Origin of the sequence: Klebsiella sp. AqSCr, from assembly GCF_008452795.1 — a bacterium.
Lineage (GTDB): Bacteria > Pseudomonadota > Gammaproteobacteria > Enterobacterales > Enterobacteriaceae > Klebsiella > Klebsiella pneumoniae.
Genome location: NZ_MJDM01000005.1, coordinates 1,652,308 through 1,675,629, shown reverse-complemented (window position 1 = coordinate 1,675,629; position 23,322 = coordinate 1,652,308). Strand labels below are relative to the sequence as shown.

The window sequence follows — 23,322 nt, the reverse complement described above, 5'->3', positions numbered from 1 at the left end:
ATTCACCAAGAAGACAAAAGGAAGCCATGAACCACTTTATTTTGAGCGATAGCCGAAAGTGCATCGGCTGCCAGGCCTGCGAAGTGGCCTGCGTGATGGCGCATAACGAGGAGCAACACGTGCTGACCCCGCAGCGCTTTTTGCCACGTATCACCGTGATCAAAGCGGAGGGCCAGCGTAACGCCATCACCTGCCGCCACTGCGAGGACGCCCCCTGCGTCCGCAGTTGTCCCAACGACGCCATCGCCCAGTCCGGCGACAGCGTTCAGGTCCGTCAGGAGAAATGCATTGGCTGTAAATCCTGCATGGTGGCCTGCCCGTTCGGGGTGATGCAGGTGGTGGTGACGCCGCAGGCCGCAGGCCTGGTGAAAGCCAGCGCGCACAAGTGCGATCTATGCCAGGGCCGCGAGGCGGGGCCGGCCTGTGTGGAAAACTGTCCCGCGCAGGCGCTGACCCTCGCCGACGATGAGACGTTGATCACCCTGGCGAAGCAGCGGCGACTGCGCTCGGCATGCCAGGAGGTGCAGCCGTGGCAGCGCGCTACGCCGCTCTGCAGCCAGCCCAATGCTGGCGCGAAGGTCAGGCAAATGGCGATGACGCCCCCGCGCGGGGAGCCGGATAAGCTGGCGGCGGAGGTGCGTAAGAGCCACTTTGAGGAGATCTATCAGCCGTTCACCCCGGAGCAGGCGCAGCAGCAGGCCGCCCGCTGTCTCACGTGTGGGGAGCACAGTATTTGCGAATGGACCTGCCCGCTGCATAACCATATCCCGCAGTGGATTGAGCTGGTTAAAGCGGGGAATATCGCCGCCGCGGTCGCGCTTTCCCATCAGACCAACTGCCTGCCGGAGATCACTGGCCGCGTCTGTCCCCAGGACCGGCTGTGTGAAGGCGCCTGCACCCTGCGCGATGAAAGCGGGGCAGTCACCATCGGCAATATTGAGCGCTATATTTCCGACCAGGCGCTGGCCAGCGGCTGGCGTCCGGACCTTTCGCAGGTTAAGCCGAGCGGCAAGCGGGTGGCGATTATCGGCGCCGGGCCTGCCGGGCTGGCCTGCGCCGATATGCTGGTGCGCCACGGCGTCCAGCCGGTGGTCTTCGACCGTCATCCGGAGATTGGCGGTCTGCTGACCTTCGGCATTCCGGCGTTCAAGCTGGATAAATCGCTATTGGCCCGGCGGCGGGCGATCTTCAGCGAGATGGGTATCCGCTTTGAGCTCAATTGCGAGGTGGGGAAAGATATCTCCATGGCGACACTGCTGGCCGATTATGACGCAGTGTTCGTCGGCGCCGGAACCTATCGCTCCATGAAGGCGGGGCTACCGAACGAAGAGGCCCCCGGGGTCTACGATGCGCTGCCGTTCCTCATCGCCAACACCAAACAGGTGATGGGGCTGGCGGCATCGGCGCAAGAGCCTTATGTCAACACCGCCGGGCTGAACGTGGTGGTGCTGGGCGGCGGCGATACGGCGATGGACTGCGTGCGCACCGCGCTGCGCCACGGCGCCCGCCAGGTGACCTGCGCCTATCGGCGAGATGAAGCCAACATGCCGGGCTCGAAAAAAGAGGTCAAAAACGCCCGCGAAGAGGGGGCGCTCTTTGAGTTTAACGTCCAGCCGGTGACGCTTGAGCTGGACGAGAACGGGCGGGTTAACGGGGTACGCTTTTTGCGCACCGAGCTGGGCGCTCCGGACGCCGGGGGAAGACGCCGCCCGACGCCGATCCCCGGCAGCGAGTTTGTTATGCCGGCAGATGCGGTGATCATGGCCTTTGGCTTCCACCCGCACCGCATGCCCTGGCTGGAAGCGGCGGGGGTGGCGCTGGACAGTCAGGGGCGTATTAAAGCCGGAGTGGAGAGCCGTTACCGTTATCAGACCAGTCAGGAGAAGATCTTTGCCGGCGGCGATGCCGTGCGCGGCGCAGACCTTGTAGTGACGGCGATGGCGGAAGGCCGTCACGCGGCGCAGGGGATCCTGGACTATCTGGCGCGGAAAACGACGCCGCTTCACTGACGACAAACCCGGCTCCGCAGCGTAGTATGAGGGCGTCCTTTTACGCTGTGGGGTCGGTATGTCACTCAATATTCACGTCATTAAAGATAAAATCCTCTCTGAGAACTGGTTCGTACTACGCAACATGACCTATGAGCTGACGCGGGCGGACGGCAGCGTCGTGCGCCACAAGCGCGAGGTCTACGATCGCGGCAATGGCGCCACCGTGCTGCTGTATAACCGCCATAAGCAGACGGTGGTCCTGGTGCGTCAGTTCCGTGTCGCCACCTGGGTCAATGGCAATCATGACGGCATGCTGATTGAAACCTGCGCCGGGCTGCTGGACAACGACGAGCCGGAAGCCTGCATTCGTAAAGAGGCGGTGGAAGAGACCGGCTACGAAGTGGGCGAGGTGAGAAAGCTGTTTGAGCTGTTTATGTCGCCAGGGGGCGTCACCGAGGTAGTGCATTTCTTTATCGCCGAGTACAGCGACGCGCAGCGAACCACCAGCGGCGGCGGGGTAGATGATGAAGCCATCGAGGTGCTGGAGCTGCCTTTTAGCCAGGCGCTGCAGATGGTCGCTGACGGGGAGATCCGCGACGGTAAGGCGGTCATTCTGCTGCAATATCTGCAAACCTCCGGCCTGATGTCGGGGAACTCTGACAAATCCGATTGAGTAACCCGCTGCCGTTGTCCAGGATAGGCGCCGTGGTCGGGTTTATCTGGGGTCGGGCGGTTCATGCTTTTTCGCGTCATCTTTTTCCTTTTTCTGGCGGTGCTGCCTTGCTCGCAGGCATGGTCGGCACCGACGCAGCAGCGCTTCAACGACTGGCTGGTCACCTGTAACAACCAAAATTTCTGCGTCACCCGTAACGTGGGGCTGCATCATGGCCTGGTGATGACCCTCAGCCGCAGCGCTGGGGCAGTCACTGACGCCAGTCTGCGTATCGAGCTGGGCGGCACCGGCAATCCAGTGGCGACGCTCGCGCCGATAGCGCCGCGCCTGCTGCTGGATGGTAAACCGCTGTCCCTGACCGACAAGCGCTGGCACATTGAAGATAAGCTCATTAAAACCGCCGACAGCGTGACGATCGATGCGTTTCTCCAGCAGGTTCAGGAGGGTAAAGCGCTCTCGCTGGCCAATGGCCTGCAGACCATCTCCCTGCAGGGGTTGAAAGCGGCTCTGTTTTTTATCGACGATCGGCAAAAGCGGGTAGGTAGCGAAACGGCCTGGGTCGGCAAAGGGGAAGAGCCGCCGCTCAGCGTACCGCCGGCGCCGGCGCTGCGCGCGGTGGCGAGCGCGGAAACGGCGCAGTCGCCGCTGGGGCGTGAGGAGCTCAACGATCTGATGGACTACGGTAATGAGCGGATGACCAACAGCCACTGCTCCCTCGATCCCTTCCGCCGTGAAATTCGCGTTACTGCGCTGACGGATGACAAAGTGCTGCTGATGACCAGCTGCGAATCCGGCGCCTACAACACCGTCTGGCTGGCCTGGCTGGTCTCCCGCCAGCGCCCCTATGTCGCCCGTCAGGTGCGGCTAACGTTGCCATTTCAGCCGCCGGGCGAGGCGCCGCGTGAGATTGAGCTGATCAACGCCAGCTATGATGACCGCCGCCATGAGCTGGTGACCCTGGATAAAGGCCGCGGGGCCGGCGATTGCGGGATCCAAACCCGCTGGCGTTTTGACGGCCAGCGGTTCAGCCTCTCCCGCTACGCGCAGCAGCCGACGTGCGACAACTGGCAGGGGCCAGATGCCTGGCCCACGCTGTGGATCACCCGTTAAGCACCTGTTCGGCGGTGGCGACGATATGGTCGACCGTAAAGCCAAAGAACGGGAACAACTGCTCTGCCGGGGCGGATTCGCCATAGCCGGTCATGCCGACGATCTTGCCTTTTAAGCCGACATATTTATACCAGTAGTCCGCTATCCCGGCTTCGACCGCCACCCGGGCGCTGACGTCCGACGGCAGCACCGATTCGCGCCAGGCCTCATCCTGGGCGTCAAACACATCAGTGGAAGGGAGCGAGACGACCCGCACATTTACCCCTTTGGCCAACAGTTTTTCCGCGGCCAGGACGGTGATCTCCACTTCCGAGCCGGTGGCGATGAGGATCAGGTCGGGCTTGCCGCCGGCATCCTTCAGCACGTAGCCACCCCGGGCGATATCCTGCACCTGTTCCGGGGTACGCGGCATCTGCGCCAGGTTTTGTCGCGACAGGATCAGCGCCGTCGGCCCGCTCTGTCGCGCGATAGCCGCCTGCCAGGCGACGGCGGTCTCCACCTGGTCGCAGGGGCGCCAGGTGCTGAAGTTGGGCGTCAGCCGCAGACTGGCCAGCTGTTCCACCGCCTGGTGCGTCGGCCCGTCTTCCCCAAGACCGATCGAGTCATGGGTATAGACCATGATCTGCCGGGCCTTCATCAGGGCCGCCATGCGCGCGGCGTTGCGGGCGTACTCCACAAACATCAGGAAGGTCGAGGTATAAGGAATAAAGCCCCCGTGCAGGGCAATGCCGTTGGCCACCGCGGTCATGCCAAACTCGCGCACCCCGTAGTGGATATAATTGCCCGCAGGATCTTCTTTAATCGATGTCGATCCAGACCAGATGGTCAGGTTACTCGGCGCAAGATCCGCAGAACCGCCCAGCAGTTCCGGGAGGTGCGGGCCGTAGGCGTTCAGCGCGTTTTGCGAAGCCTTGCGGCTGGCGATTTTCGCCGGCTCGGCCTGCAGTTTCGCCACGTAGTCGCGGGCGATCGCGGCAAAGTCTTCCGGCAGGGCACCATTCATACGTCGGGTCAGCTCAGCGGCCAGCTCCGGGAACTGCTGCTGGTAGGCGGCGAATTTCTCGTTCCAGGCGTGCTCCGCTTTTTCCCCGCGCGGACGCGCATCCCAGCCCGCGTAGATCTCTTTCGGGATCTCGAACGGAGGATATTTCCAGCCAAGCTGCTGGCGGGCCAGCGCTACCTCTTTTTCGCCAAGCGCCGCCCCGTGAGACTCCTCTGAGCCGGCTTTGTTGGGCGAACCGAAGCCGATGATGGTCCGGCAGATAATCAGTGACGGTTTATCTTTCACCGCCTGCGCTTCCGTTATCGCCTGTTTGATAGCCTGCGGATCGTGGCCGTCGATATCGCCTATGACGTGCCAGTGATAGGCGCGGAAGCGTTCCGCCGTATCATCGGAAAACCAGCCTTCGGTTTTGCCGTCGATGGAGATGCCGTTGTGATCGTAAAAACCGATCAGCTTGCCCAGTCCGAGCGTGCCGGCCAGCGAACAGGCCTCATGGGAGATCCCCTCCATCAAACAGCCATCGCCCATGAACACCCAGGTGTGATGGTCAATGATCTCATGGCCGGGGCGATTAAATTGCGCCGCCAGCGTCCGTTCGGCGATGGCCATCCCAACGGCGTTCGCCAGCCCCTGGCCCAGCGGGCCGGTGGTGGTTTCCACCCCAGGGGTATAGCCATGCTCCGGGTGGCCGGGCGTTTTAGAGTGCAGCTGACGGAACTGCTTGAGTTCAGACAGCGGCAGATCGTAGCCGGTCAGGTGCAGCAGACTGTAGAGCAGCATCGACGCGTGGCCGTTGGACAAGATAAAGCGGTCGCGGTCCACCCAGTCAGGGTTCTGCGGATTGTGCTTGAGAAAATCGTTCCACAGCACTTCGGCAATATCAGCCATCCCCATCGGCGCACCGGGATGGCCGGAGTTGGCTTTCTGCACGGCGTCCATACTCAGGGCGCGGATGGCGTTGGCAAGCTCTCTTCGGGACATATTTTTCTCCGTGAGACTAAAGTGACAGTTTGGCGGCAAGCAGATCTTCCAGTTTGCGCTGATCGACGGCGAACAGGCGGATCCCCTCCGCTAGCTTTTCGACCGCCATCGGATCCTGATTATGTTCCCAGCGGAACTCCGCTTCACTGAGCGGCACCGGACGCGGCAGGATCTGGCTGGCAGGGATCAGTTTGCGCACCACCGGGGTATCGCTGGCCTGCAGCTCTTTTAATAAAGGCGGGGCGATGGTCAACCGGTCGCAACCGACCAGCGCCAGGATCTGCTCGGTGCGGCGGAAGCTGGCGCCCATCACGATGGTGTTGTATTTATGCTGTTTGAAATAGTCATAGATATTGCGCACCGATTTCACCCCTGGATCTTCCTCCACCACGTAAGGCTCCAGCGGTTTGCGCGCCTGATACCAGTCATAAATACGCCCAACGAACGGAGAGATGAGATAAACCCCGGCCTCGGCGCAGGCCCGGGCCTGGGCGAAGGAAAACAGCAGCGTCAGGTTGCAGTGGATCCCCTCTTTCTCCAGCACCTCCGCGGCGCGGATCCCCTCCCAGGTGGATGCCAGCTTGATCAGGATCCGCGACTTATCAATGCCCATCTCCTGATACAGCGCCACCAGGTGGCGAGCCTTCTCGATACTTTTCTCGCGGTTGAAGGAGAGCCGGGCGTCCACCTCGGTGGAGACCCGCCCGGGAATGCTTTTGAGGATCTCCGCGCCAAAATTGACCGCCAGCTTATCGCAGGCGTGAGCCACCTGCGCTTCGCGGCCGCCACCCTGTTTTTTGGCCCAGGCGATAGCGTCGTCGATGAGGCCGCTATAGGACGCCAGGCCGGCGGCCTTCAGCAGCAGAGAGGGGTTGGTGGTGGCGTCTTCCGGATGGTAGTGGCGGATGGATTCGATGTCTCCGCTGTCGGCGACCACCGTGGTGAACTGCTTGATGCTGTCTAACTGATTCATGGATAAGTCCTCCTGGAACAAGGTGTTACATGAGTGCTTGCCGGTATACGGTATAAACATTGATGAGGTACATAACCAAAAAGCATAGCAGACAGGGCTATTATTGGCGGCGAATCCGGGTAACATAACCGCTATAAATTGATAACAACAAAATCATAACGATGGCCAGAGTTTGGCGGTGTTCAAAGTTTATCGCCCCGCCAGGAGGGATACTGTCTGCCACTGAAAGGTGAACGACAGGATGGTCATCACGCTTTTCCCCTACGAACGATACGTGAAAGAAAGGAATAGAAAATGGATGAGCAGTTAAAACAGAGCGCCCTCGACTTCCACGAATTTCCGGTTCCCGGAAAAATCCAGGTCTCGCCGACCAAACCTCTCGCCACCCAGCGCGATCTGGCGCTGGCCTACTCGCCGGGCGTCGCAGCCCCCTGCCTGGAAATCGAAAAAGATCCGCTGGCCGCCTACAAATACACTGCCCGTGGCAACCTGGTGGCGGTCGTCTCCAACGGCACCGCGGTGCTGGGGCTCGGCAACATCGGCGCGCTGGCCGGTAAGCCGGTAATGGAGGGCAAAGGCGTCCTGTTTAAGAAATTTGCCGGTATCGATGTGTTTGATATCGAAGTCGATGAGCTGGATCCGGACAAATTCATTAACGTCGTCGCCGCCCTCGAACCAACCTTCGGCGGTATCAACCTGGAAGATATTAAAGCGCCGGAGTGTTTCTACATCGAGCAGCAGCTGCGCGAGCGGATGAATATCCCGGTCTTCCATGACGATCAGCACGGCACGGCGATCATCAGCACCGCGGCGATCCTCAACGGTCTGCGCGTCGTCGAGAAGAATCTGTCCGACGTGCGGATGGTGGTCTCCGGCGCGGGCGCGGCGGCGATCGCCTGTATGAATCTGCTGGTGGCGCTGGGGATGCAAAAGCACAACATCGTGGTCTGCGATTCGAAAGGCGTTATCTATAAAGACCGTGAGCCGAACATGGCGGAAACCAAAGCGGCCTATGCGGTGGAAGACGACGGCAAACGCACCCTCGATGACGTGATCGACGGCGCCGACATTTTCCTCGGCTGCTCTGGCCCGAAAGTGCTGACTCAGGAGATGGTGAAGAAGATGGCGCGGGCGCCGCTGATCCTCGCCCTGGCCAACCCGGAGCCGGAAATTCTGCCGCCGCTGGCGAAGCAGGTCCGCGATGACGCCATCATCTGTACCGGCCGCTCCGACTACCCTAACCAGGTCAACAACGTACTTTGCTTCCCGTTCATCTTCCGCGGCGCGCTGGACGTCGGCGCGACGGCGATCAACGAAGAGATGAAGCTGGCGGCGGTGCATGCGATTGCCGAGCTGGCCCATGCCGAGCAGAGCGAAGTGGTGGCCTCCGCCTACGGCGATCAGGATTTAAGCTTTGGTCCGGAGTACATCATTCCGAAACCATTCGACCCGCGGCTGATCGTCAAGATCGCCCCCGCGGTGGCGAAGGCGGCGATGGATTCCGGTGTGGCGACGCGCCCGATCGCCGATTTTGACGCCTATATCGAGAAGCTGAGCGAGTTCGTCTATAAAACCAACCTGTTTATGAAGCCTATCTTCTCTCAGGCGCGCAAAGAGCCGAAGCGCGTGGTGCTGGCGGAAGGGGAGGAGACCCGGGTGCTGCACGCCACCCAGGAGCTGGTGTCTCTGGGACTGGCCAAACCGATTCTGGTGGGGCGCCCGAGCGTGATTGAAATGCGCATCCAGAAGCTGGGCCTGCAGATCAAGGCCGGCGTTGACTTTGAGATCGTCAATAATGAATCCGACCCGCGGTTTAAAGAGTACTGGAGCGAGTACTACCAGCTGATGAAGCGCCGCGGCATTACCCAGGAGCAGGCGCAGCGGGCGGTGATTAGCAACACCACGGTGATTGGCGCCATCATGGTTCATCGCGGTGAAGCGGATGCGATGATCTGCGGGACTATTGGCGAGTACCACGATCACTACCGCGTGGTGCAGCCGCTGTTTGGCTATCGCGACGGCGTCAGCACCGCCGGGGCGATGAATGCGCTGCTGCTGCCGAGCGGCAACACCTTTATCGCCGATACCTATGTCAATCACGATCCGTCGCCGGAAGAGCTGGCGGAGATCACCCTGATGGCGGCGGAAAGCGTGCGTCGCTTTGGTATTGAACCGCGCGTGGCGTTGCTGTCGCACTCCAACTTTGGCTCTGCCGACTGTCCGTCAGCCAGCAAAATGCGTAAAACCCTGGAGCTGGTGAAGGCCCGCGCCCCGGAGCTGATGATCGATGGCGAAATGCATGGCGATGCCGCGCTGGTGGAAAGCATCCGCAACGATCGCATGCCGGACAGCCCGCTGAAGGGGGCGGCCAATATTCTGGTGATGCCGAATATGGAAGCCGCCCGGATCAGCTATAACCTGCTGCGCGTCTCCAGTTCGGAAGGGGTGACCGTCGGGCCGGTGCTGATGGGGGTGGCGAAGCCGGTGCATATTCTGACGCCGATCGCCTCCGTACGCCGGATCGTTAATATGGTGGCGCTGGCGGTTGTTGAAGCGCAAACCGAACCGCTGTAATTTTCTATTTCCCCCGTTAACGCGCGGATCCGTTTCCGCGCGCAATATCAGGCAGGCCGGTGAGTAAAAAACGCTGAGCCTGCCTTTTTAATTCCACCGCAATATTATTTTCTCTCCTGAGTGATCCACTTCACCTTTTAACCCCACTTGCCGAAATTTGTTATTTGCCGCGCTGAAATGTCGTCACCATGAGGACAGATTTCAGGGGGCAATCGGTCATGGATAAAGAACGCATTATTCAGGAATTCGTACCAGGCAAACAGGTCACGCTGGCGCATCTGATTGCCCACCCGGGAGCGGAGCTGGCGAAAAAGATCGGCGTACCCGAATCCGGCGCGATCGGCATTATGACGCTGACGCCGGGAGAAACAGCGATGATCGCCGGCGATCTGGCGATGAAGGCCGCCGACGTGCACATCGGTTTTCTCGACCGGTTTAGCGGCGCGCTGGTGATCTACGGCTCGGTCGGCGCGGTGGAAGAGGCGCTTCTGCAGACCATCGGCGGATTAGGCCGCTTATTAAATTATACCTTGTGCGAATTAACGAAAAGTTAATTGAGAGCGACCATGAAGCGTATTGCGATTGTCGGCGCCGTCGGTGCAGGAAAAACCACGTTATTTAATGCCCTGCAGGGGAATTATTCCCTCGCCAGAAAAACGCAGGCGCTGGAATTTAACGATCGTGGCGACATCGATACACCCGGGGAATATTTCAGCCATCCGCGCTGGTATCACGCCTTAATTACCACCTTGCAGGATGTGGACACCCTGATTTATGTCCATGCGGCCAATGATACCGAAAGTCGCCTGCCACCCGGGTTGCTGGATATTGGCAGCCGAAAGCACCTTATCGTGGCGATCAGCAAAACGGATCTGCCGGATGCCAACGTCGCCGCGGTGCGGCAGCTGCTGGACGGGATGGGGTTTCAGGCGCCGGTTTTCGCCCTCAACGGTTGCGATCCGCAAAGCGTTGCGCCGCTGGAAAATTACTTGAGTGAGCTCAGCCAAAAGGAGGAAGGGCCAGGTGAAGAAACTCATTACCGCTAACGATATTCGTGCCGCCCACGCGCGCGGCGAACAGGCGATGTCAGTAGTTCTGCGCGCCAGCATTATCACCCCGGAAGCGCGCGAAGTCGCCGAGCTGCTGGGATTCACTATCACCGAAGACGATGGCGCCGCGCCGGCGGCGACAGCGGCGGACAGCGACAAAACGGAAAGCCAGCGGATCCGGGAAACCATCCTGGCGCAGCTACCGGAAGGCCAGTTTACCGAAAGCCTGGTGGCGCAGCTGATGGAAAAGGTGATGAAGGAGAAGCAGTCCCTGGAACAGGAGGCGATGCAGCCGGGATTTGAGGCAGTGACCGGCAAAGGCGGCATCAAAGTGATCGACGGCAGCAGCGTGAAGTTTGGCCGCTTCGACGGCGCCCAGCCGCACTGCGTTGGCTTAACGGACCTGGTGACTGACCAGGATGGCAGCAGCATGGCGGCCGGATTTATGCAGTGGGAGAACGCCTTCTTCCCGTGGACGCTGAACTACGACGAAATCGATATGGTGCTGGAGGGCGAGCTGCATGTGCGCCATCAGGGGGAAACGCTGGTCGCCAAAGCGGGGGACGTCATGTTCATCCCGAAAGGCTCCAGCATCGAATTCGGTACCCCGTCGACGGTGCGCTTCCTGTACGTCGCCTGGCCGGCAAACTGGCAATCGCTATGAACGATTTCATTACCGAAGCGTGGCTCAGAGCGAATCATACGCTCAGCGAAGGCGGTGAAATCCATCTTCCTGCCGATGCTCGCCTGACGCCCTCGGCGAGGGAACTGCTGGAAAGTCGGCATCTGCGGGTCAAATTTCTCGACCGCCAGGGGCGCCTGTTTGTCGAGGATGACGAACAGACGCCGCAGCCGGTGCATGTCCTGACCAGCAGCGACCATCCGCCCCAGGCCTGCTGCGAGCTTTGTCACCAGCCGGTGGGCAAAAAGCCGGACACCTTAACTCATCTGACGGCCGATACCCTGGTGGCGAAAAACGATCCGCGGCTGGCCTTCCGCGCGGTGCTGGACAGCACCATCGCCCTGACGGTGTGGCTGCAAATTGAACTGGCGGAGCCCTGGCAGCCGTGGCTGACGGATATCCGTTCGCGGCTGGGCAACATCATGCGCGCCGATGCGCTGGAGGAACCGCTGGCGGCGCAGTCGATAGCCGGATTCAGCGAGGCGCAGCTGCATCGTCTGTCCCATCAGCCGCTGCGTTACCTGGGTCACGATCACCTGGTGCCGGAGGCCCGCCATGGGCGCGATGTCGCGCTGCTTAATTTGCTGCGCGGCAAAGTGCGCGAGGCGGAGGTGACCGCGGCGCAGGTGTTTATTACGCCGCAATTTGCGGTCCGGCGCGCCGATATTATGCAAGCGCTCAACCGCCTTTCCAGCGCGGTCTACGTGATGATGATCCTGGGCGTGACGGACGCGCCGCCGGCGCTCAGCCAACTGCAGCAGCTGGGAGGTGAAGATGATCATTGACCAGTGTCGCAAACTGGCGCTGCGCGCCCCCGCCAGGGTGGTGTTCCCGGATGCGCTGGACGTCCGCGTGTTGAAGGCGGCGCATTATCTGCAGCAGCAGGGCCTGGCGCATCCGATCCTCGTCGCCAGCCCCTTCGCGCTGCGGCAGTTCGCCCTTGGCGAACGTCTGCCGCTGACCGGGGTGCAGGTCATCGATCCGCACAGCAACCTGGCGATGCGCGAGACGTTTGCCGCCGCCTGGCAGGCGCGCGCCGGCGATAAAGCGCCCGCTGACGCGGTCGACAAGCTGGCCGACCCGCTGATGTTCGCCACGGCGATGGTCAGCGCCGGGCAGGCCGAGGTGTGTATCGCCGGAAATCTCTCGTCAACCGCCAGCGTGCTGCGCGCTGGTCTGCGCCTTATCGGCCTGCAGCCGGGGTGTAAAACGCTCTCTTCGCTGTTTCTGATGCTGCCGCAGTATACCGGACAGCCGCTGGGGTTTGCCGACTGCAGCGTGGTGCCGCAGCCGACCGCGGCGCAGCTGGCGGATATCGCGATTGCCAGCGCTGAGACCTGGCAAGCGATCGCTGGCGAAGCGCCGCGGGTGGCAATGCTGTCCTTCTCGACACACGGCAGCGCCCGGCATCCCTGTGTGGCTAACGTCCAGCAGGCCACGGAGATCGTGCGTCAGCGGGCGCCGCAGCTGATGGTCGATGGCGAGCTGCAGTTTGACGCCGCCTTTGTACCGGACGTCGCTGCGCACAAAGCGCCCGGCAGCCCGCTGCAGGGCCGGGCCAATGTGCTGGTCTTCCCGTCGCTGGAGGCGGGCAACATCGGCTACAAAATCGCCCAGCGGCTGGGCGGATATCGCGCCATCGGGCCGCTGATCCAGGGCCTGGCCGCCCCGCTTCACGACCTCTCGCGAGGCTGTAGCGTAGAGGAAATTATCGAACTGGCGCTGGTGGCGTCGGTACCGCGCCAGACGGACGCAAGCCGGATCCCCGACTCGTCCACGCTGGTTGAATGAATGGTCCCCTTCAGGACCCCTTATGAGAGGAAAACACAATGGAAGCATTAGGAATGATTGAAACCCGGGGCCTGGTTGCACTGATTGAGGCCTCCGACGCCATGGTCAAAGCGGCCCGCGTCAAGCTGGTGGGAGTGAAACAGATCGGCGGGGGCCTGGTGACCGCCATGGTGCGCGGCGATGTCGCGGCGTGCAAAGCCGCGACGGATGCCGGGGCGGCGGCGGCTCAGCGTATCGGTGAGCTGGTCTCTGTACATGTCATCCCGCGCCCGCATGGCGATCTGGAAGAGGTCTTCCCGATTAGCTTCAAGGGCGACAGCAACATCTAACGGGGGAGGGGGTGCCGGAAAGTTCTGGCCGGATAAGACGCCAGCGCGTCGCTATCCGGCCATGAAAAGGCATGAATGCCGGATGGCGTTGCGCTTTTCCGGCCTGCACATCACACGCGGAGACGGACATGAAGCTGGCTGTGGTAACCGGATATGTGGTCTGCACCGTACGCCATGAAGGTCTGGCCCACGACAAACTGCTGATGGTGGAGATGCTCAATGCCCGCGGCGAGCCCGACGGGCAATGTGCGGTCGCCATCGACAGCATCGGCGCGGGATGCGGAGAGTGGGTACTGCTGGTCAGCGGCAGCTCGGCGCGACAGGCGCACGCACACGGCGCCTCTCCGGTCGATCTGTGCGTGATTGGTATCGTGGATGAGGCTGCGGCCGATGGTCAGGTGCTCTTCCATAAGTAGGGTGAAAAATCATGAATCAACAGGACATTGAACAGGTAGTGAAAGCGGTACTGCTGAAAATGAAAGACAGCAGCCAGCCTGCCGGCACCGTTCATGATATGGGCGTTTTTGCCTCACTGGATGACGCTGTCGCGGCGGCAACGGTGGCCCAGCAGGGATTAAAGCGGGTGGCGATGCGTCAGCAGGTGATTCAGGCCATTCGTGAGGCGGGTGAAAAGTATGCCCGTGAACTGGCGGAGCTTGCGGTGACGGAGACCGGCATGGGACGCGTTGAAGATAAGTTTGCCAAAAACGTGGCGCAGGCGCGCGGCACGCCGGGCGTGGAGTGTCTGACTCCGCAGGTGCTCACCGGCGATAACGGCCTGACGCTGATTGAAAATGCGCCCTGGGGCGTGGTGGCCTCGGTGACGCCGTCCACCAATCCGGCGGCGACGGTGATCAACAACGCCATTAGCCTGATAGCCGCCGGCAACAGCGTGGTCTTCGCCCCCCATCCGGCGGCGAAAAAGGTCTCGCAAAGGGCAATTACCCTGCTTAACCAGGCGGTAGTGGCCGCCGGCGGCCCGGCCAACCTGCTGGTGACCGTGGCGAACCCGGATATCGACACCGCCCAGCGGCTGTTTAAGTACCCTGGCATCGGCCTGCTGGTGGTGACCGGCGGCGAAGCGGTGGTCGAGGCGGCGCGCAAACATACCAACAAACGCCTGATCGCCGCCGGGGCCGGCAACCCGCCGGTGGTGGTGGATGAGACTGCCGATCTACCGCGCGCCGCGCAGGCGATCGTCAAAGGCGCCTCTTTTGATAACAACATTATCTGCGCCGACGAGAAGGTGCTGATCGTGGTCGATAGCGTTGCCGACGAACTGATGCGCCTGATGGAAGGCCAGCAGGCGGTGAAACTCACGGCGGCGCAGGCCGAACAGCTCCAGCCGCTGCTGCTGAAAAATATTGACGAGCGCGGCAAAGGCACGGTCAGCCGCGACTGGGTCGGTCGCGACGCGGGCAAAATCGCCGCGGCGATTGGTCTGCAGGTGCCGGCGCAAACCCGCCTGCTGTTTGTGGAAACGCCCGCCAGCCATCCGTTTGCTGTTACTGAACTGATGATGCCGGTGCTGCCGGTGGTGCGGGTGGCGAACGTTGAAGAGGCCATCGCCCTGGCGGTGCAACTGGAAGGCGGCTGCCACCACACCGCGGCGATGCACTCGCGCAACATCGACAACATGAACCAGATGGCGAATGCCATCGACACCAGCATCTTCGTCAAAAATGGACCGTGCATCGCCGGGCTTGGGCTGGGCGGCGAGGGCTGGACCACCATGACCATCACCACCCCAACCGGGGAAGGGGTGACCAGCGCGCGGACCTTCGTTCGTCTGCGCCGCTGCGTGCTGGTGGATGCGTTTCGAATCGTATAAGGGATGAACATGGCGCACGACGAACAACGCTGGCTTTCGCCGAGACTACAAAAAGCCGCTGCCCTGTGTAACCAGGCGCCCGCCGCCAGCGAGTCGCCGCTGTGGCTGGGCATCGATTTGGGCACCTGCGACGTGGTGTCGATGGTGGTTGACCGTGACGGCCAGCCGGTTGCGGTATGCCTTGACTGGGCCGACGTGGTGCGCGACGGCATCGTCTGGGATTTCTTTGGCGCCGTCACCCTCGTGCGCCGACATCTTGCGACTCTCGAGCAGGAGCTGGGCTGCCGCTTCACCCATGCGGCGACCTCGTTTCCGCCCGGCACCGATCCGCGCATTTCGATCAATGTCCTGGAGTCCGCCGGGCTGGAGATCAGTCATGTGCTGGATGAGCCTACCGCGGTGGCCGATCTGCTGCAGCTCGATAACGCCGGGGTGGTGGATATCGGCGGCGGCACCACCGGGATCGCCATCGTTAAACAGGGCAGGGTGACGTATTCGGCGGATGAAGCCACCGGCGGCCACCATATCTCCCTGACTCTGGCCGGGAATCGCAGCATCGGGCTTGAGGAGGCGGAGCAGTACAAGCGCAGCCACGCCGGGGAGATCTGGCCGGTGGTTAAGCCGGTGTACGAGAAGATGGCCGAAATTGTCGCCCGACATATTGCCGGACAAGGGATTGTCGATTTGTGGCTGGCAGGCGGCGCCTGTATGCAGCCGGGTGTGCATGAGCTGTTTCGTCAGCGCTTCCCGGCATTACCGGTGCATTTGCCGCAGCACAGCCTGTTTATGACCCCGCTGGCAATCGCCAACAGCGGGAGGGAAAAAGCGGAGGGGATGTATGCAAGCTGAACTGCAGACGGCGCTGTTCCATGCCTTTGATACGCTGAATCTTCAGCAAATGAAAAGCTTCAACGTTCCGCCGGTGACGCTGCACGGCGTCGGCGCGCTGGCGGCCTGCGGTCCGCAAGCGCAGTCCCGGGGCCTTAGGCATCTGTTTGTCATGGTTGACAGTTTTCTCCATCAGGCGGGAATGACCGCCGGGCTGGAGCGTAGCCTGGCGATGAAAGGGATTGCTATGACTCTCTGGCCCTGTCCCGCCGGCGAACCCTGCGTCACCGATGTCTGCGCCGCCGTCGCCCAGCTGCGGGACGCGCGCTGCGACGGCGTGGTGGCCTTTGGCGGTGGATCGGTACTGGATGCGGCGAAGGCGGTGGCGCTGCTGGTCGCCAATCCTGAGCAGACGCTGGGGGAGATGACGGAGCACAGCGAGTTGCGCCCACGTCTGCCGCTGATCGCGGTGCCGACCACCGCTGGCACCGGGTCTGAAACCACCAATGTGACGGTGATTATCGATGCGGTGAGTGGACGCAAACAGGTGCTGGCGCATGCCTCGCTGATGCCGGATGTGGCGATCCTCGACGCCGCGCTGACCGAAGGCGTCCCGCCGCATATCACGGCAATGACCGGGATTGATGCGCTGACCCACGCCGTCGAGGCCTACAGCGCCCGCCACGCCACGCCGTTTACCGACAGTCTGGCGATGGGGGCGATAGCCATGATCGGCGAGGCGCTGCCGAAAGCGGTGGGCTGCGGTCAGGATCTGGCAGCGCGGGAGAATATGCTGCTGGCTTCCTGCATGGCGGGGATGGCGTTTTCCAGCGCCGGGCTGGGGCTATGCCATGCCATGGCGCATCAGCCGGGGGCGGCGCTGCATATTCCGCACGGTCTGGCCAACGCCATGCTGCTGCCAACGGTGATGGAGTTTAACCGCATGGTACGCCGGGCGCGCTTCAGCCAGATCGGCCGGGCGTTAACCGGCAAGAAAACCGATGACCGCGAGGCTATCGCCGCCGTGCGCGAGCTGATCGCCGAGGTCGGTCTGACGATGCGGCTGACGGAGGCTGGCGCGACGTCCGCGCACTACGACGCCTGGGCGCAAGCGGCGCAGGAGGACATCTGTTTGCGCACCAATCCACGCACCGCCAGCCGGGAGCAGATTATCGAGCTGTACGCGGCGGCGCGATAAATGCCGATTTTCCCGGAGGCGTGTGGCTGTGGCTTTCCCGGCTCGTGCTGCGCTTAGCCGGGCTACAGGATCACAGCCGTCTGCTATGCCGTAGCCCGGGTAAGGCGTTCACGCCGCGGCCCGGGAAAGTCGCCTGAGTGCGGCTAATGTCCCGGTATTCACAGTATCTACAAATCATAAATGACAGGGAGTAAGGGCTATGGGAATTAACGAAATCATCATGTACATCATGATGTTCTTTATGCTGATTGCCGCCGTGGACAGGATCCTGTCGCAGTTCGGCGGCTCGGCGCGCTTTCTCGGCAAACTGGGGAAAAGCATTGAGGGATCCGGCGGTCAGTTTGAAGAAGGGTTTATGGCGATGGGCGCGCTGGGCCTGGCGATGGTCGGGATGACCGCCCTGGCGCCAGTGCTGGCTCATCTGCTTGGTCCGGTGATTATTCCGCTGTATGAGATGCTCGGCGCCAACCCGTCGATGTTCGCCGGCACGCTGCTGGCGTGCGACATGGGCGGTTTCTTCCTCGCTAAAGAACTCGCGGGCGGCGACGTGGCGGCCTGGATGTACTCGGGCCTGATCCTCGGCTCTATGATGGGGCCGACCATTGTGTTCTCCATTCCGGTGGCGCTCGGCATTATCGAACCAACCGATCGCCGCTGGCTGGCGCTCGGCGTGCTGGCGGGCATTGTCACCATTCCCATCGGCTGTATCGCCGGCGGTCTGGTGGCGATGTATTCCGGGGTGGAGATCAACGGCCAGCCGGTAGAGTTTACCTTCGCGCTGATCCTGATGAATATGATCCCGGTGATCATCGTCGCCGTGCTGGTGGCGCTGGGGCTGAAGTTTATTCCGGAAAAAATGATCAACGGCTTCCAGATCTTCGCCAAATTCCTCGTGGCGCTGATCACCATCGGCCTGGCGGCGGCGGTGATCAAGTTCCTGCTCGGCTGGGAGCTGATACCGGGGCTCGATCCGATCTTTATGGCGCCTGGCGACCAGCCCGGCGAGGTGATGCGCGCCATCGAAGTCATTGGCTCTATCTCCTGCGTGCTGCTCGGCGCTTATCCGATGGTGCTCCTGCTGACCCGCTGGTTTGAAAAGCCGCTGATGCGCGTTGGTAATCTGCTAAAAATCAACAATATGGCTGCCGGCGGCATGGTCGCTACCCTGGCGAATAATATCCCGATGTTCGGCATGATGAAGCAGATGGATACCCGCGGAAAAGTGATCAACTGCGCCTTCTCGGTGTCAGCGGCGTTCGCCCTCGGCGACCATCTCGGTTTTGCGGCGGCCAACATGAACGCCATGATCTTTCCGATGATTGTCGGCAAGCTGGTCGGCGGCGTTACCGCGATTGGCGTGGCAATGCTGCTGGTGCCAAAAGATGAAAACGTACCGGCGCCTGCCAACAACGAAGCGGAGGCGCACTCGTGAACACGCGCCAGCTGTTGAGCGTCGGTATTGATATCGGCACCACCACCACGCAGGTGATCTTCTCGCGCCTCGAGCTGGTGAACCGCGCGGCGGTTTCCCAGGTGCCGCGTTATGAATTCATCAAACGCGACATTAGCTGGCAAAGCCCGGTCTTCTTTACGCCGGTTGATAAACAGGGAGAACTGAAAGAGGCCGAGCTTGAGGCGCTGATTCTGGCTCAGTACCGGGCCGCAGGGATCGCTCCACAAGCGGTGGATTCCGGGGCGATCATCATCACTGGCGAAAGCGCGAAAACCCGCAATGCCCGCCCGGCGGTGATGGCGCTCTCGCAGTCGCTGGGCGATTTTGTCGTCGCCAGCGCCGGGCCGCATCTGGAATCGGTCATTGCCGGACACGGCGCCGGGGCGCAGACCCTGTCCCGGCAGCGGATGTGCCGGGTGCTTAATATCGATATTGGCGGCGGTACCTCGAACTATGCCCTGTTTGACGCCGGTAACCTCAGCGCCACCGCCTGCCTCAACGTCGGCGGCCGCCTGCTGGAAACCGACGCTCAGGGGCGCGTGGTCCACGCGCACTCGCCAGGACAGCGGATTGTCGATGCGGTATTCGGCCCGGGAACCGATGCTTTATCGTTGACTGCGGGTCAGCTGGCGCAGGTGGCGCGCCGGATGGCGGGGCTGATCGTTGAGGTGATCGACGGCAGGCTCTCACCGCTGGCGCAGGGGCTGATGCAAACCGAAGTACTGCCTGCGGGTGTTCAGCCGGAGGTGATTACTCTTTCCGGCGGAGTGGGGGAGTGCTACCGCCATCAACCCGCCGATCCTTTCTGTTTTTCCGATATCGGGCCGCTGCTGGCCACGGCCCTGCACGAGCATCCGCGCCTGCGTGAAATGAACGTGCAGTTTCCGACGCAAACCGTGCGCGCTACGGTGATTGGCGCCGGGGCGCATACGCTGTCCCTGTCCGGGAGCACCATCTGGCTGGAGAGGGTTCAACTGCCGCTGCGCAATCTGCCGGTGGCTATCCCGCAGGATGCCGCCGATCTGCCGAACGCCTGGCGGCAGGCGCTGACGCAGCTCGATCTGGCCCCCGAGGCGGACGCTTACGTGCTAGCGCTTCCCGCTGCGCTACCGGTGCGTTACGCCACCTTACTGACCGTAATTGACGCCCTGCTGGCGTTCGTCGCCCGCTTTCCCAATCCCCGTCCGCTGCTGCTGGTGGCCGAGCAGGATTTTGGCAAAGCGCTGGGTATGCTGCTGCGGCCGCAGCTTCCACACCTTCCGCTGGCGGTCATCGATGAGGTGAGCGTCCGGGCGGGGGACTATATCGACATTGGTACGCCTCTTTTTGGCGGATCGGTTGTGCCGGTGACGGTGAAATCACTCGCATTTCCTTCCTGAGGGAACGACTTATGAAACTAAAGACCACATTGTTCGGCAATGTTTATCAGTTTAAGGATGTTAAAGAGGTGCTGGCGAAAGCCAACGAACTGCGTTCGGGGGATGTGCTGGCGGGCGTGGCAGCGGAGAGTTCGCAGCAGCGCGTGGCCGCCAAGCAGGTGCTTTCCGATATGACGGTGGCCGATATCCGTAATAACCCGGTGATCCCGTATGAGGAGGACTGCGTTACGCGCCTGATCCAGGATGACGTGAACGAAACCGCCTATCAGCGGATTAAACACTGGACCATCAGCGACCTGCGGGAATACGTGCTCAACGACGAGGTCACCAGCGACGATATCGCCTTTGTCCGCAAAGGGCTGACCTCCGAGGTGGTGGCTGCGGTGGCCAAGATCTGCTCCAACGCCGATCTGATCTACGGCGGTAAAAAAATGCCGGTGATCAAAAAAGCCAATACCACCATCGGTCTGCCGGGGACCTTTAGCTGCCGCCTGCAGCCGAACGATACCCGCGACGATGTGCAGAGTATTGTCGCGCAAATCTATGAAGGGCTCTCCTTCGGCGCGGGCGACGCGGTGATTGGCGTCAACCCGGTCACTGACGACGTGGAGAACCTGAGCCGGGTGCTGGATACGGTGTACGGGGTGATCGACAAGTTTAACATCCCGACCCAGGGCTGCGTGCTGGCGCACGTCACTACCCAGATTGAAGCCATCCGCCGCGGCGCGCCGGGGGGGCTTATCTTCCAGAGCATCTGCGGCAGTGAAAAAGGGCTTAAAGAGTTCGGCGTCGAGCTGGCGATGCTCGATGAAGCGCGGGCGGTGGGGGCGGAGTTTAACCGCATCGCCGGGGAGAACTGTCTTTACTTTGAAACCGGGCAGGGCTCGGCGCTTTCCGCTGGCGCTAACTTCGGCGCCGACCAGGTGACCATGGAAGCGCGTAACTATGGCCTGGCGCGGCACTACGATCCGTTCCTCGTCAACACCGTGGTGGGCTTTATCGGGCCGGAGTATCTCTATAACGACCGGCAAATCATTCGCGCCGGACTGGAAGACCACTTTATGGGCAAGCTGAGCGGCATCTCAATGGGCTGCGACTGCTGCTATACCAACCATGCCGATGCCGACCAGAACCTCAACGAAAACCTGATGATCCTGCTGGCGACCGCAGGCTGCAACTACATCATGGGCATGCCGCTCGGCGACGACATCATGCTCAACTACCAGACCACCGCCTTCCACGATACCGCGACCGTGCGCCAACTGCTGGGCCTGCGGCCGTCGCCGGAGTTTGAACGCTGGCTGGAAACGATGGGCATTATGGCAAATGGTCGCCTGACCAAACGGGCGGGCGATCCGTCACTGTTCTTCTGATGACGCGGGGATGACACATCATGGATCAAAAACAGATTGAAGACATTGTACGCAGCGTAATGGCGTCGATGGGACAACCACAGTCGCAGCCGCAGGCCCCCGCAGCGTCGACGCCGGCCTGCCATGCCGCCTGCGCCAGCGAAGCGGTGGTGGAAAGCTGCGCGCTGGACCTGGGCTCAGCGGAAGCGAAAGCCTGGATTGGGGTACAACATCCGCACCGCGCCGAAGTACTGACTGAACTGAAACGCAGTACCGCGGCGCGCGTTTGCACCGGCCGCGCCGGCCCGCGTCCGCGCACTCAGGCGCTGCTGCGCTTCCTGGCCGATCACTCGCGCTCGAAAGACACGGTGCTCAAAGAGGTGCCGGAAGCGTGGGTGAAAGCGCAGGGGCTGCTGGAAGTGCGTTCCGAGATTAGCGATAAGAACCTCTACCTGACGCGTCCGGATATGGGCCGTCGCCTCAGTCCGGAAGCGATTGATGCGCTGAAGGCGCAGTGCGTGATGGATCCGGATGTGCAGGTGGTGGTGTCCGATGGCCTGTCGACGGATGCCATCACCGCCAACTACGAAGAGATCCTGCCGCCGCTGCTTGCCGGCCTGAAACAGGCGGGTCTGAAGGTCGGGACGCCGTTCTTCGTGCGCTATGGCCGCGTCAAGATTGAAGATCAGATCGGCGAGATCCTCGGCGCGAAGGTGGTGATCCTGCTGGTTGGCGAGCGCCCGGGGCTCGGCCAGTCGGAGAGCCTCTCCTGCTACGCGGTGTACTCCCCGCGGGTGGCGACCACCGTCGAGGCCGACCGGACCTGTATCTCCAATATCCACCAGGGCGGCACCCCGCCGGTAGAAGCCGCCGCGGTGATCGTGGATTTAGCCAAACGCATGCTGGAGCAGAAAGCCTCCGGTATCAACATGAGCCGTTAAGGAGGCATCATGCCAGCATTAGATTTGATTCGACCCTCGGTCACCGCGATGCGCGTGATTGCCTCGGTGAATGACGGTTTCGCGCGCGAGCTTAAATTACCGTCGCATATACGTAGCCTCGGACTCATCACGGCAGATTCTGACGATGTGACGTATATTGCCGCCGACGAAGCGACAAAGCAGGCGATGGTGGAGGTGGTCTATGGCCGCTCCCTCTACGCCGGCGCGGCCCATGGTCCGTCGCCTACCGCCGGCGAAGTACTGATCATGCTTGGCGGCCCGAACCCGGCGGAAGTTCGCGCCGGGCTGGATGCCATGATGGCGCATATTGAAGGTGGGGCGGCATTCCAGTGGGCTAACGACGCGCAAGATACCGCCTTTCTGGCGCACGTGGTGTCGCGTACCGGCTCTTATCTTTCATCGGCCGCTGGCATCGCGTTGGGCGATCCGATTGCTTATCTGGTGGCGCCGCCGCTGGAGGCGACGTTTGGTATCGATGCGGCGATGAAGTCGGCCGACGTTCAGCTGGTGACCTACGTCCCGCCGCCATCGGAAACCAACTATTCGGCCGCCTTTTTGACGGGAAGCCAGGCCGCCTGTAAAGCCGCCTGCAATGCCTTTACCGATGCCGTTCTCGATATTGCCCGTCATCCTGTACAGCGTGCGTAATGGAGGGAGCGATGATCAATGCGCTGGGATTGCTCGAAGTGGAGGGCATGGTCGCGGCTGTAGACGCTGCGGATGCCATGCTTAAGGCGGCCAATGTGCGCCTGCTCAGTCATGAAGTGCTCGACCCGGGCAGGTTAACGCTGGTGGTGGAGGGCGACCTGGCGGCCTGCCGCGCCGCGCTGGATGCCGGGGCCGCCGCTGCCCGGCGGACCGGCTGCGTGATCAGCCGTCGGGAAATTGGTCGCCCGGAAGAGGATACCCAGCGGCTGATCGGCGGTTTTCAGCCACCGCCGCCAGCGCCCATGCCGCCTGCTGACCCGGCTTCATCGGAAGCCTTACTGACGCTGCTGGCTTCAGTTCGTCAGGGCATGACGGCCGGCGAGGTCGCCGCGCATTTTGCCTGGCCGCTGGATAAGGCCCGCCAGGCGCTGGAGCAGCTCTTTTCCGCAGGGACGCTACGAAAACGCAGTAGCCGCTATCGTCTCAAAAATCCATAACCTGTCGGAGGTGCCGGG

Annotated in this window: 22 protein-coding genes; 20 read left to right on the top strand and 2 right to left on the bottom strand. The window is 61.8% G+C overall.

Translation table 11 applies throughout. The annotated features are described in order from the left end of the window. Positions 1-26 precede the first annotated feature (26 nt). From aegA to BHE81_RS12100, 3 genes are all read left to right on the top strand, one after another. Positions 27-2,009, top strand: coding sequence for a formate-dependent uric acid utilization protein AegA (gene aegA, locus BHE81_RS12110; RefSeq protein WP_023301623.1), 1,983 nt, complete (start codon positions 27-29; stop codon positions 2,007-2,009). Between the two features lie 58 nt (positions 2,010-2,067). Then, positions 2,068-2,664, top strand: coding sequence for a GDP-mannose pyrophosphatase NudK (nudK, locus tag BHE81_RS12105; RefSeq protein WP_002913754.1), 597 nt, complete (start codon positions 2,068-2,070; stop codon positions 2,662-2,664). Positions 2,665-2,727: 63 nt separating this feature from the next. Beyond that, on the top strand, positions 2,728-3,774 hold the full coding sequence (locus BHE81_RS12100) for a DUF1176 domain-containing protein (RefSeq protein WP_004149270.1): 1,047 nt from the start codon (positions 2,728-2,730) through the stop codon (positions 3,772-3,774). Here BHE81_RS12100 and tkt read toward each other — a convergent pair. Both tkt and tal read right to left on the bottom strand, forming a co-directional pair. Further along, positions 3,764-5,758 (bottom strand): transketolase, encoded by a 1,995-nt coding sequence (gene tkt, locus BHE81_RS12095; RefSeq protein WP_023342665.1) that lies wholly within the window; start codon positions 5,756-5,758, stop codon positions 3,764-3,766. The two genes, BHE81_RS12100 and tkt, sit on opposite strands and share 11 nt — an antisense overlap. A gap of 16 nt (positions 5,759-5,774) precedes the next feature. Further along, the gene (tal, locus tag BHE81_RS12090) at positions 5,775-6,731 is read right to left on the bottom strand and encodes a transaldolase (protein ID WP_004174884.1); all 957 of its coding nucleotides are present in this window, start codon (positions 6,729-6,731) and stop codon (positions 5,775-5,777) included. A 294-nt stretch (positions 6,732-7,025) separates the two neighbouring features. Here tal and maeB point away from each other — a divergent pair, with 294 nt between their 5' ends. The 17 genes from maeB (at position 7,026) to eutK (ending at position 23,304) form a co-directional block, all read left to right on the top strand. Further along, positions 7,026-9,305 (top strand): NADP-dependent oxaloacetate-decarboxylating malate dehydrogenase, encoded by a 2,280-nt coding sequence (maeB, locus tag BHE81_RS12085; RefSeq protein ID WP_002913731.1) that lies wholly within the window; start codon positions 7,026-7,028, stop codon positions 9,303-9,305. Between the two features lie 218 nt (positions 9,306-9,523). Continuing rightward, complete coding sequence (eutS, locus tag BHE81_RS12080; RefSeq protein ID WP_002913729.1) at positions 9,524-9,859, top strand: ethanolamine utilization microcompartment protein EutS; 336 nt, start codon at positions 9,524-9,526, stop codon at positions 9,857-9,859. Between the two features lie 12 nt (positions 9,860-9,871). Further along, positions 9,872-10,351, top strand: coding sequence for an ethanolamine utilization acetate kinase EutP (gene eutP / locus BHE81_RS12075; RefSeq protein WP_002913727.1), 480 nt, complete (start codon positions 9,872-9,874; stop codon positions 10,349-10,351). Continuing rightward, the gene (eutQ, locus tag BHE81_RS12070; protein WP_004185056.1) at positions 10,329-11,018 is read left to right on the top strand and encodes an ethanolamine utilization acetate kinase EutQ; all 690 of its coding nucleotides are present in this window, start codon (positions 10,329-10,331) and stop codon (positions 11,016-11,018) included. Before eutP ends, eutQ begins: the two co-directional genes overlap by 23 nt. After that, a complete protein-coding gene (gene eutT / locus BHE81_RS12065; protein ID WP_004180847.1) occupies positions 11,015-11,821 on the top strand; it encodes an ethanolamine utilization cob(I)yrinic acid a,c-diamide adenosyltransferase EutT in 807 nt (268 codons plus the stop codon). The genes eutQ and eutT overlap by 4 nt, the downstream gene beginning before the upstream one ends. After that, complete coding sequence (pta, locus tag BHE81_RS12060; RefSeq protein WP_021440542.1) at positions 11,811-12,827, top strand: phosphate acetyltransferase; 1,017 nt, start codon at positions 11,811-11,813, stop codon at positions 12,825-12,827. Before eutT ends, pta begins: the two co-directional genes overlap by 11 nt. A gap of 38 nt (positions 12,828-12,865) precedes the next feature. After that, positions 12,866-13,156: an ethanolamine utilization microcompartment protein EutM gene (gene eutM, locus BHE81_RS12055; RefSeq protein ID WP_000387720.1), complete on the top strand. Its 291-nt coding sequence runs from the start codon at positions 12,866-12,868 to the stop codon at positions 13,154-13,156. Positions 13,157-13,284: 128 nt separating this feature from the next. After that, positions 13,285-13,572 (top strand): ethanolamine utilization microcompartment protein EutN, encoded by a 288-nt coding sequence (gene eutN, locus BHE81_RS12050; RefSeq protein WP_002913719.1) that lies wholly within the window; start codon positions 13,285-13,287, stop codon positions 13,570-13,572. An 11-nt stretch (positions 13,573-13,583) separates the two neighbouring features. Next, positions 13,584-14,987, top strand: a complete 1,404-nt coding sequence (locus BHE81_RS12045; RefSeq protein ID WP_004152003.1) for an aldehyde dehydrogenase family protein — start codon at positions 13,584-13,586, stop codon at positions 14,985-14,987. A 9-nt stretch (positions 14,988-14,996) separates the two neighbouring features. Beyond that, positions 14,997-15,836 carry an ethanolamine utilization protein EutJ gene (gene eutJ / locus BHE81_RS12040; protein ID WP_023282895.1) on the top strand — a complete coding sequence of 280 codons (840 nt, stop codon included), beginning with the start codon at positions 14,997-14,999 and terminating at the stop codon, positions 15,834-15,836. Then, positions 15,826-17,013 carry an ethanolamine utilization ethanol dehydrogenase EutG gene (eutG, locus tag BHE81_RS12035; protein WP_002913689.1) on the top strand — a complete coding sequence of 396 codons (1,188 nt, stop codon included), beginning with the start codon at positions 15,826-15,828 and terminating at the stop codon, positions 17,011-17,013. The genes eutJ and eutG overlap by 11 nt, the downstream gene beginning before the upstream one ends. Before the next feature lie 199 nt (positions 17,014-17,212). Beyond that, positions 17,213-18,445, top strand: a complete 1,233-nt coding sequence (eutH, locus tag BHE81_RS12030; RefSeq protein ID WP_004149260.1) for an ethanolamine utilization protein EutH — start codon at positions 17,213-17,215, stop codon at positions 18,443-18,445. Beyond that, complete coding sequence (gene eutA / locus BHE81_RS12025; RefSeq protein WP_021440539.1) at positions 18,442-19,845, top strand: ethanolamine ammonia-lyase reactivating factor EutA; 1,404 nt, start codon at positions 18,442-18,444, stop codon at positions 19,843-19,845. Before eutH ends, eutA begins: the two co-directional genes overlap by 4 nt. An 11-nt stretch (positions 19,846-19,856) precedes the next feature. Next, positions 19,857-21,218 carry an ethanolamine ammonia-lyase subunit alpha gene (eutB, locus tag BHE81_RS12020; protein ID WP_023301627.1) on the top strand — a complete coding sequence of 454 codons (1,362 nt, stop codon included), beginning with the start codon at positions 19,857-19,859 and terminating at the stop codon, positions 21,216-21,218. A 20-nt stretch (positions 21,219-21,238) separates the two neighbouring features. Beyond that, the gene (gene eutC / locus BHE81_RS12015) at positions 21,239-22,138 is read left to right on the top strand and encodes an ethanolamine ammonia-lyase subunit EutC (protein WP_004174901.1); all 900 of its coding nucleotides are present in this window, start codon (positions 21,239-21,241) and stop codon (positions 22,136-22,138) included. A 9-nt stretch (positions 22,139-22,147) separates the two neighbouring features. Beyond that, positions 22,148-22,807, top strand: coding sequence for an ethanolamine utilization microcompartment protein EutL (eutL, locus tag BHE81_RS12010; protein ID WP_004174905.1), 660 nt, complete (start codon positions 22,148-22,150; stop codon positions 22,805-22,807). Between the two features lie 11 nt (positions 22,808-22,818). Beyond that, positions 22,819-23,304: an ethanolamine utilization microcompartment protein EutK gene (gene eutK, locus BHE81_RS12005; RefSeq protein WP_004151997.1), complete on the top strand. Its 486-nt coding sequence runs from the start codon at positions 22,819-22,821 to the stop codon at positions 23,302-23,304. Positions 23,305-23,322: the final 18 nt, after the last annotated feature.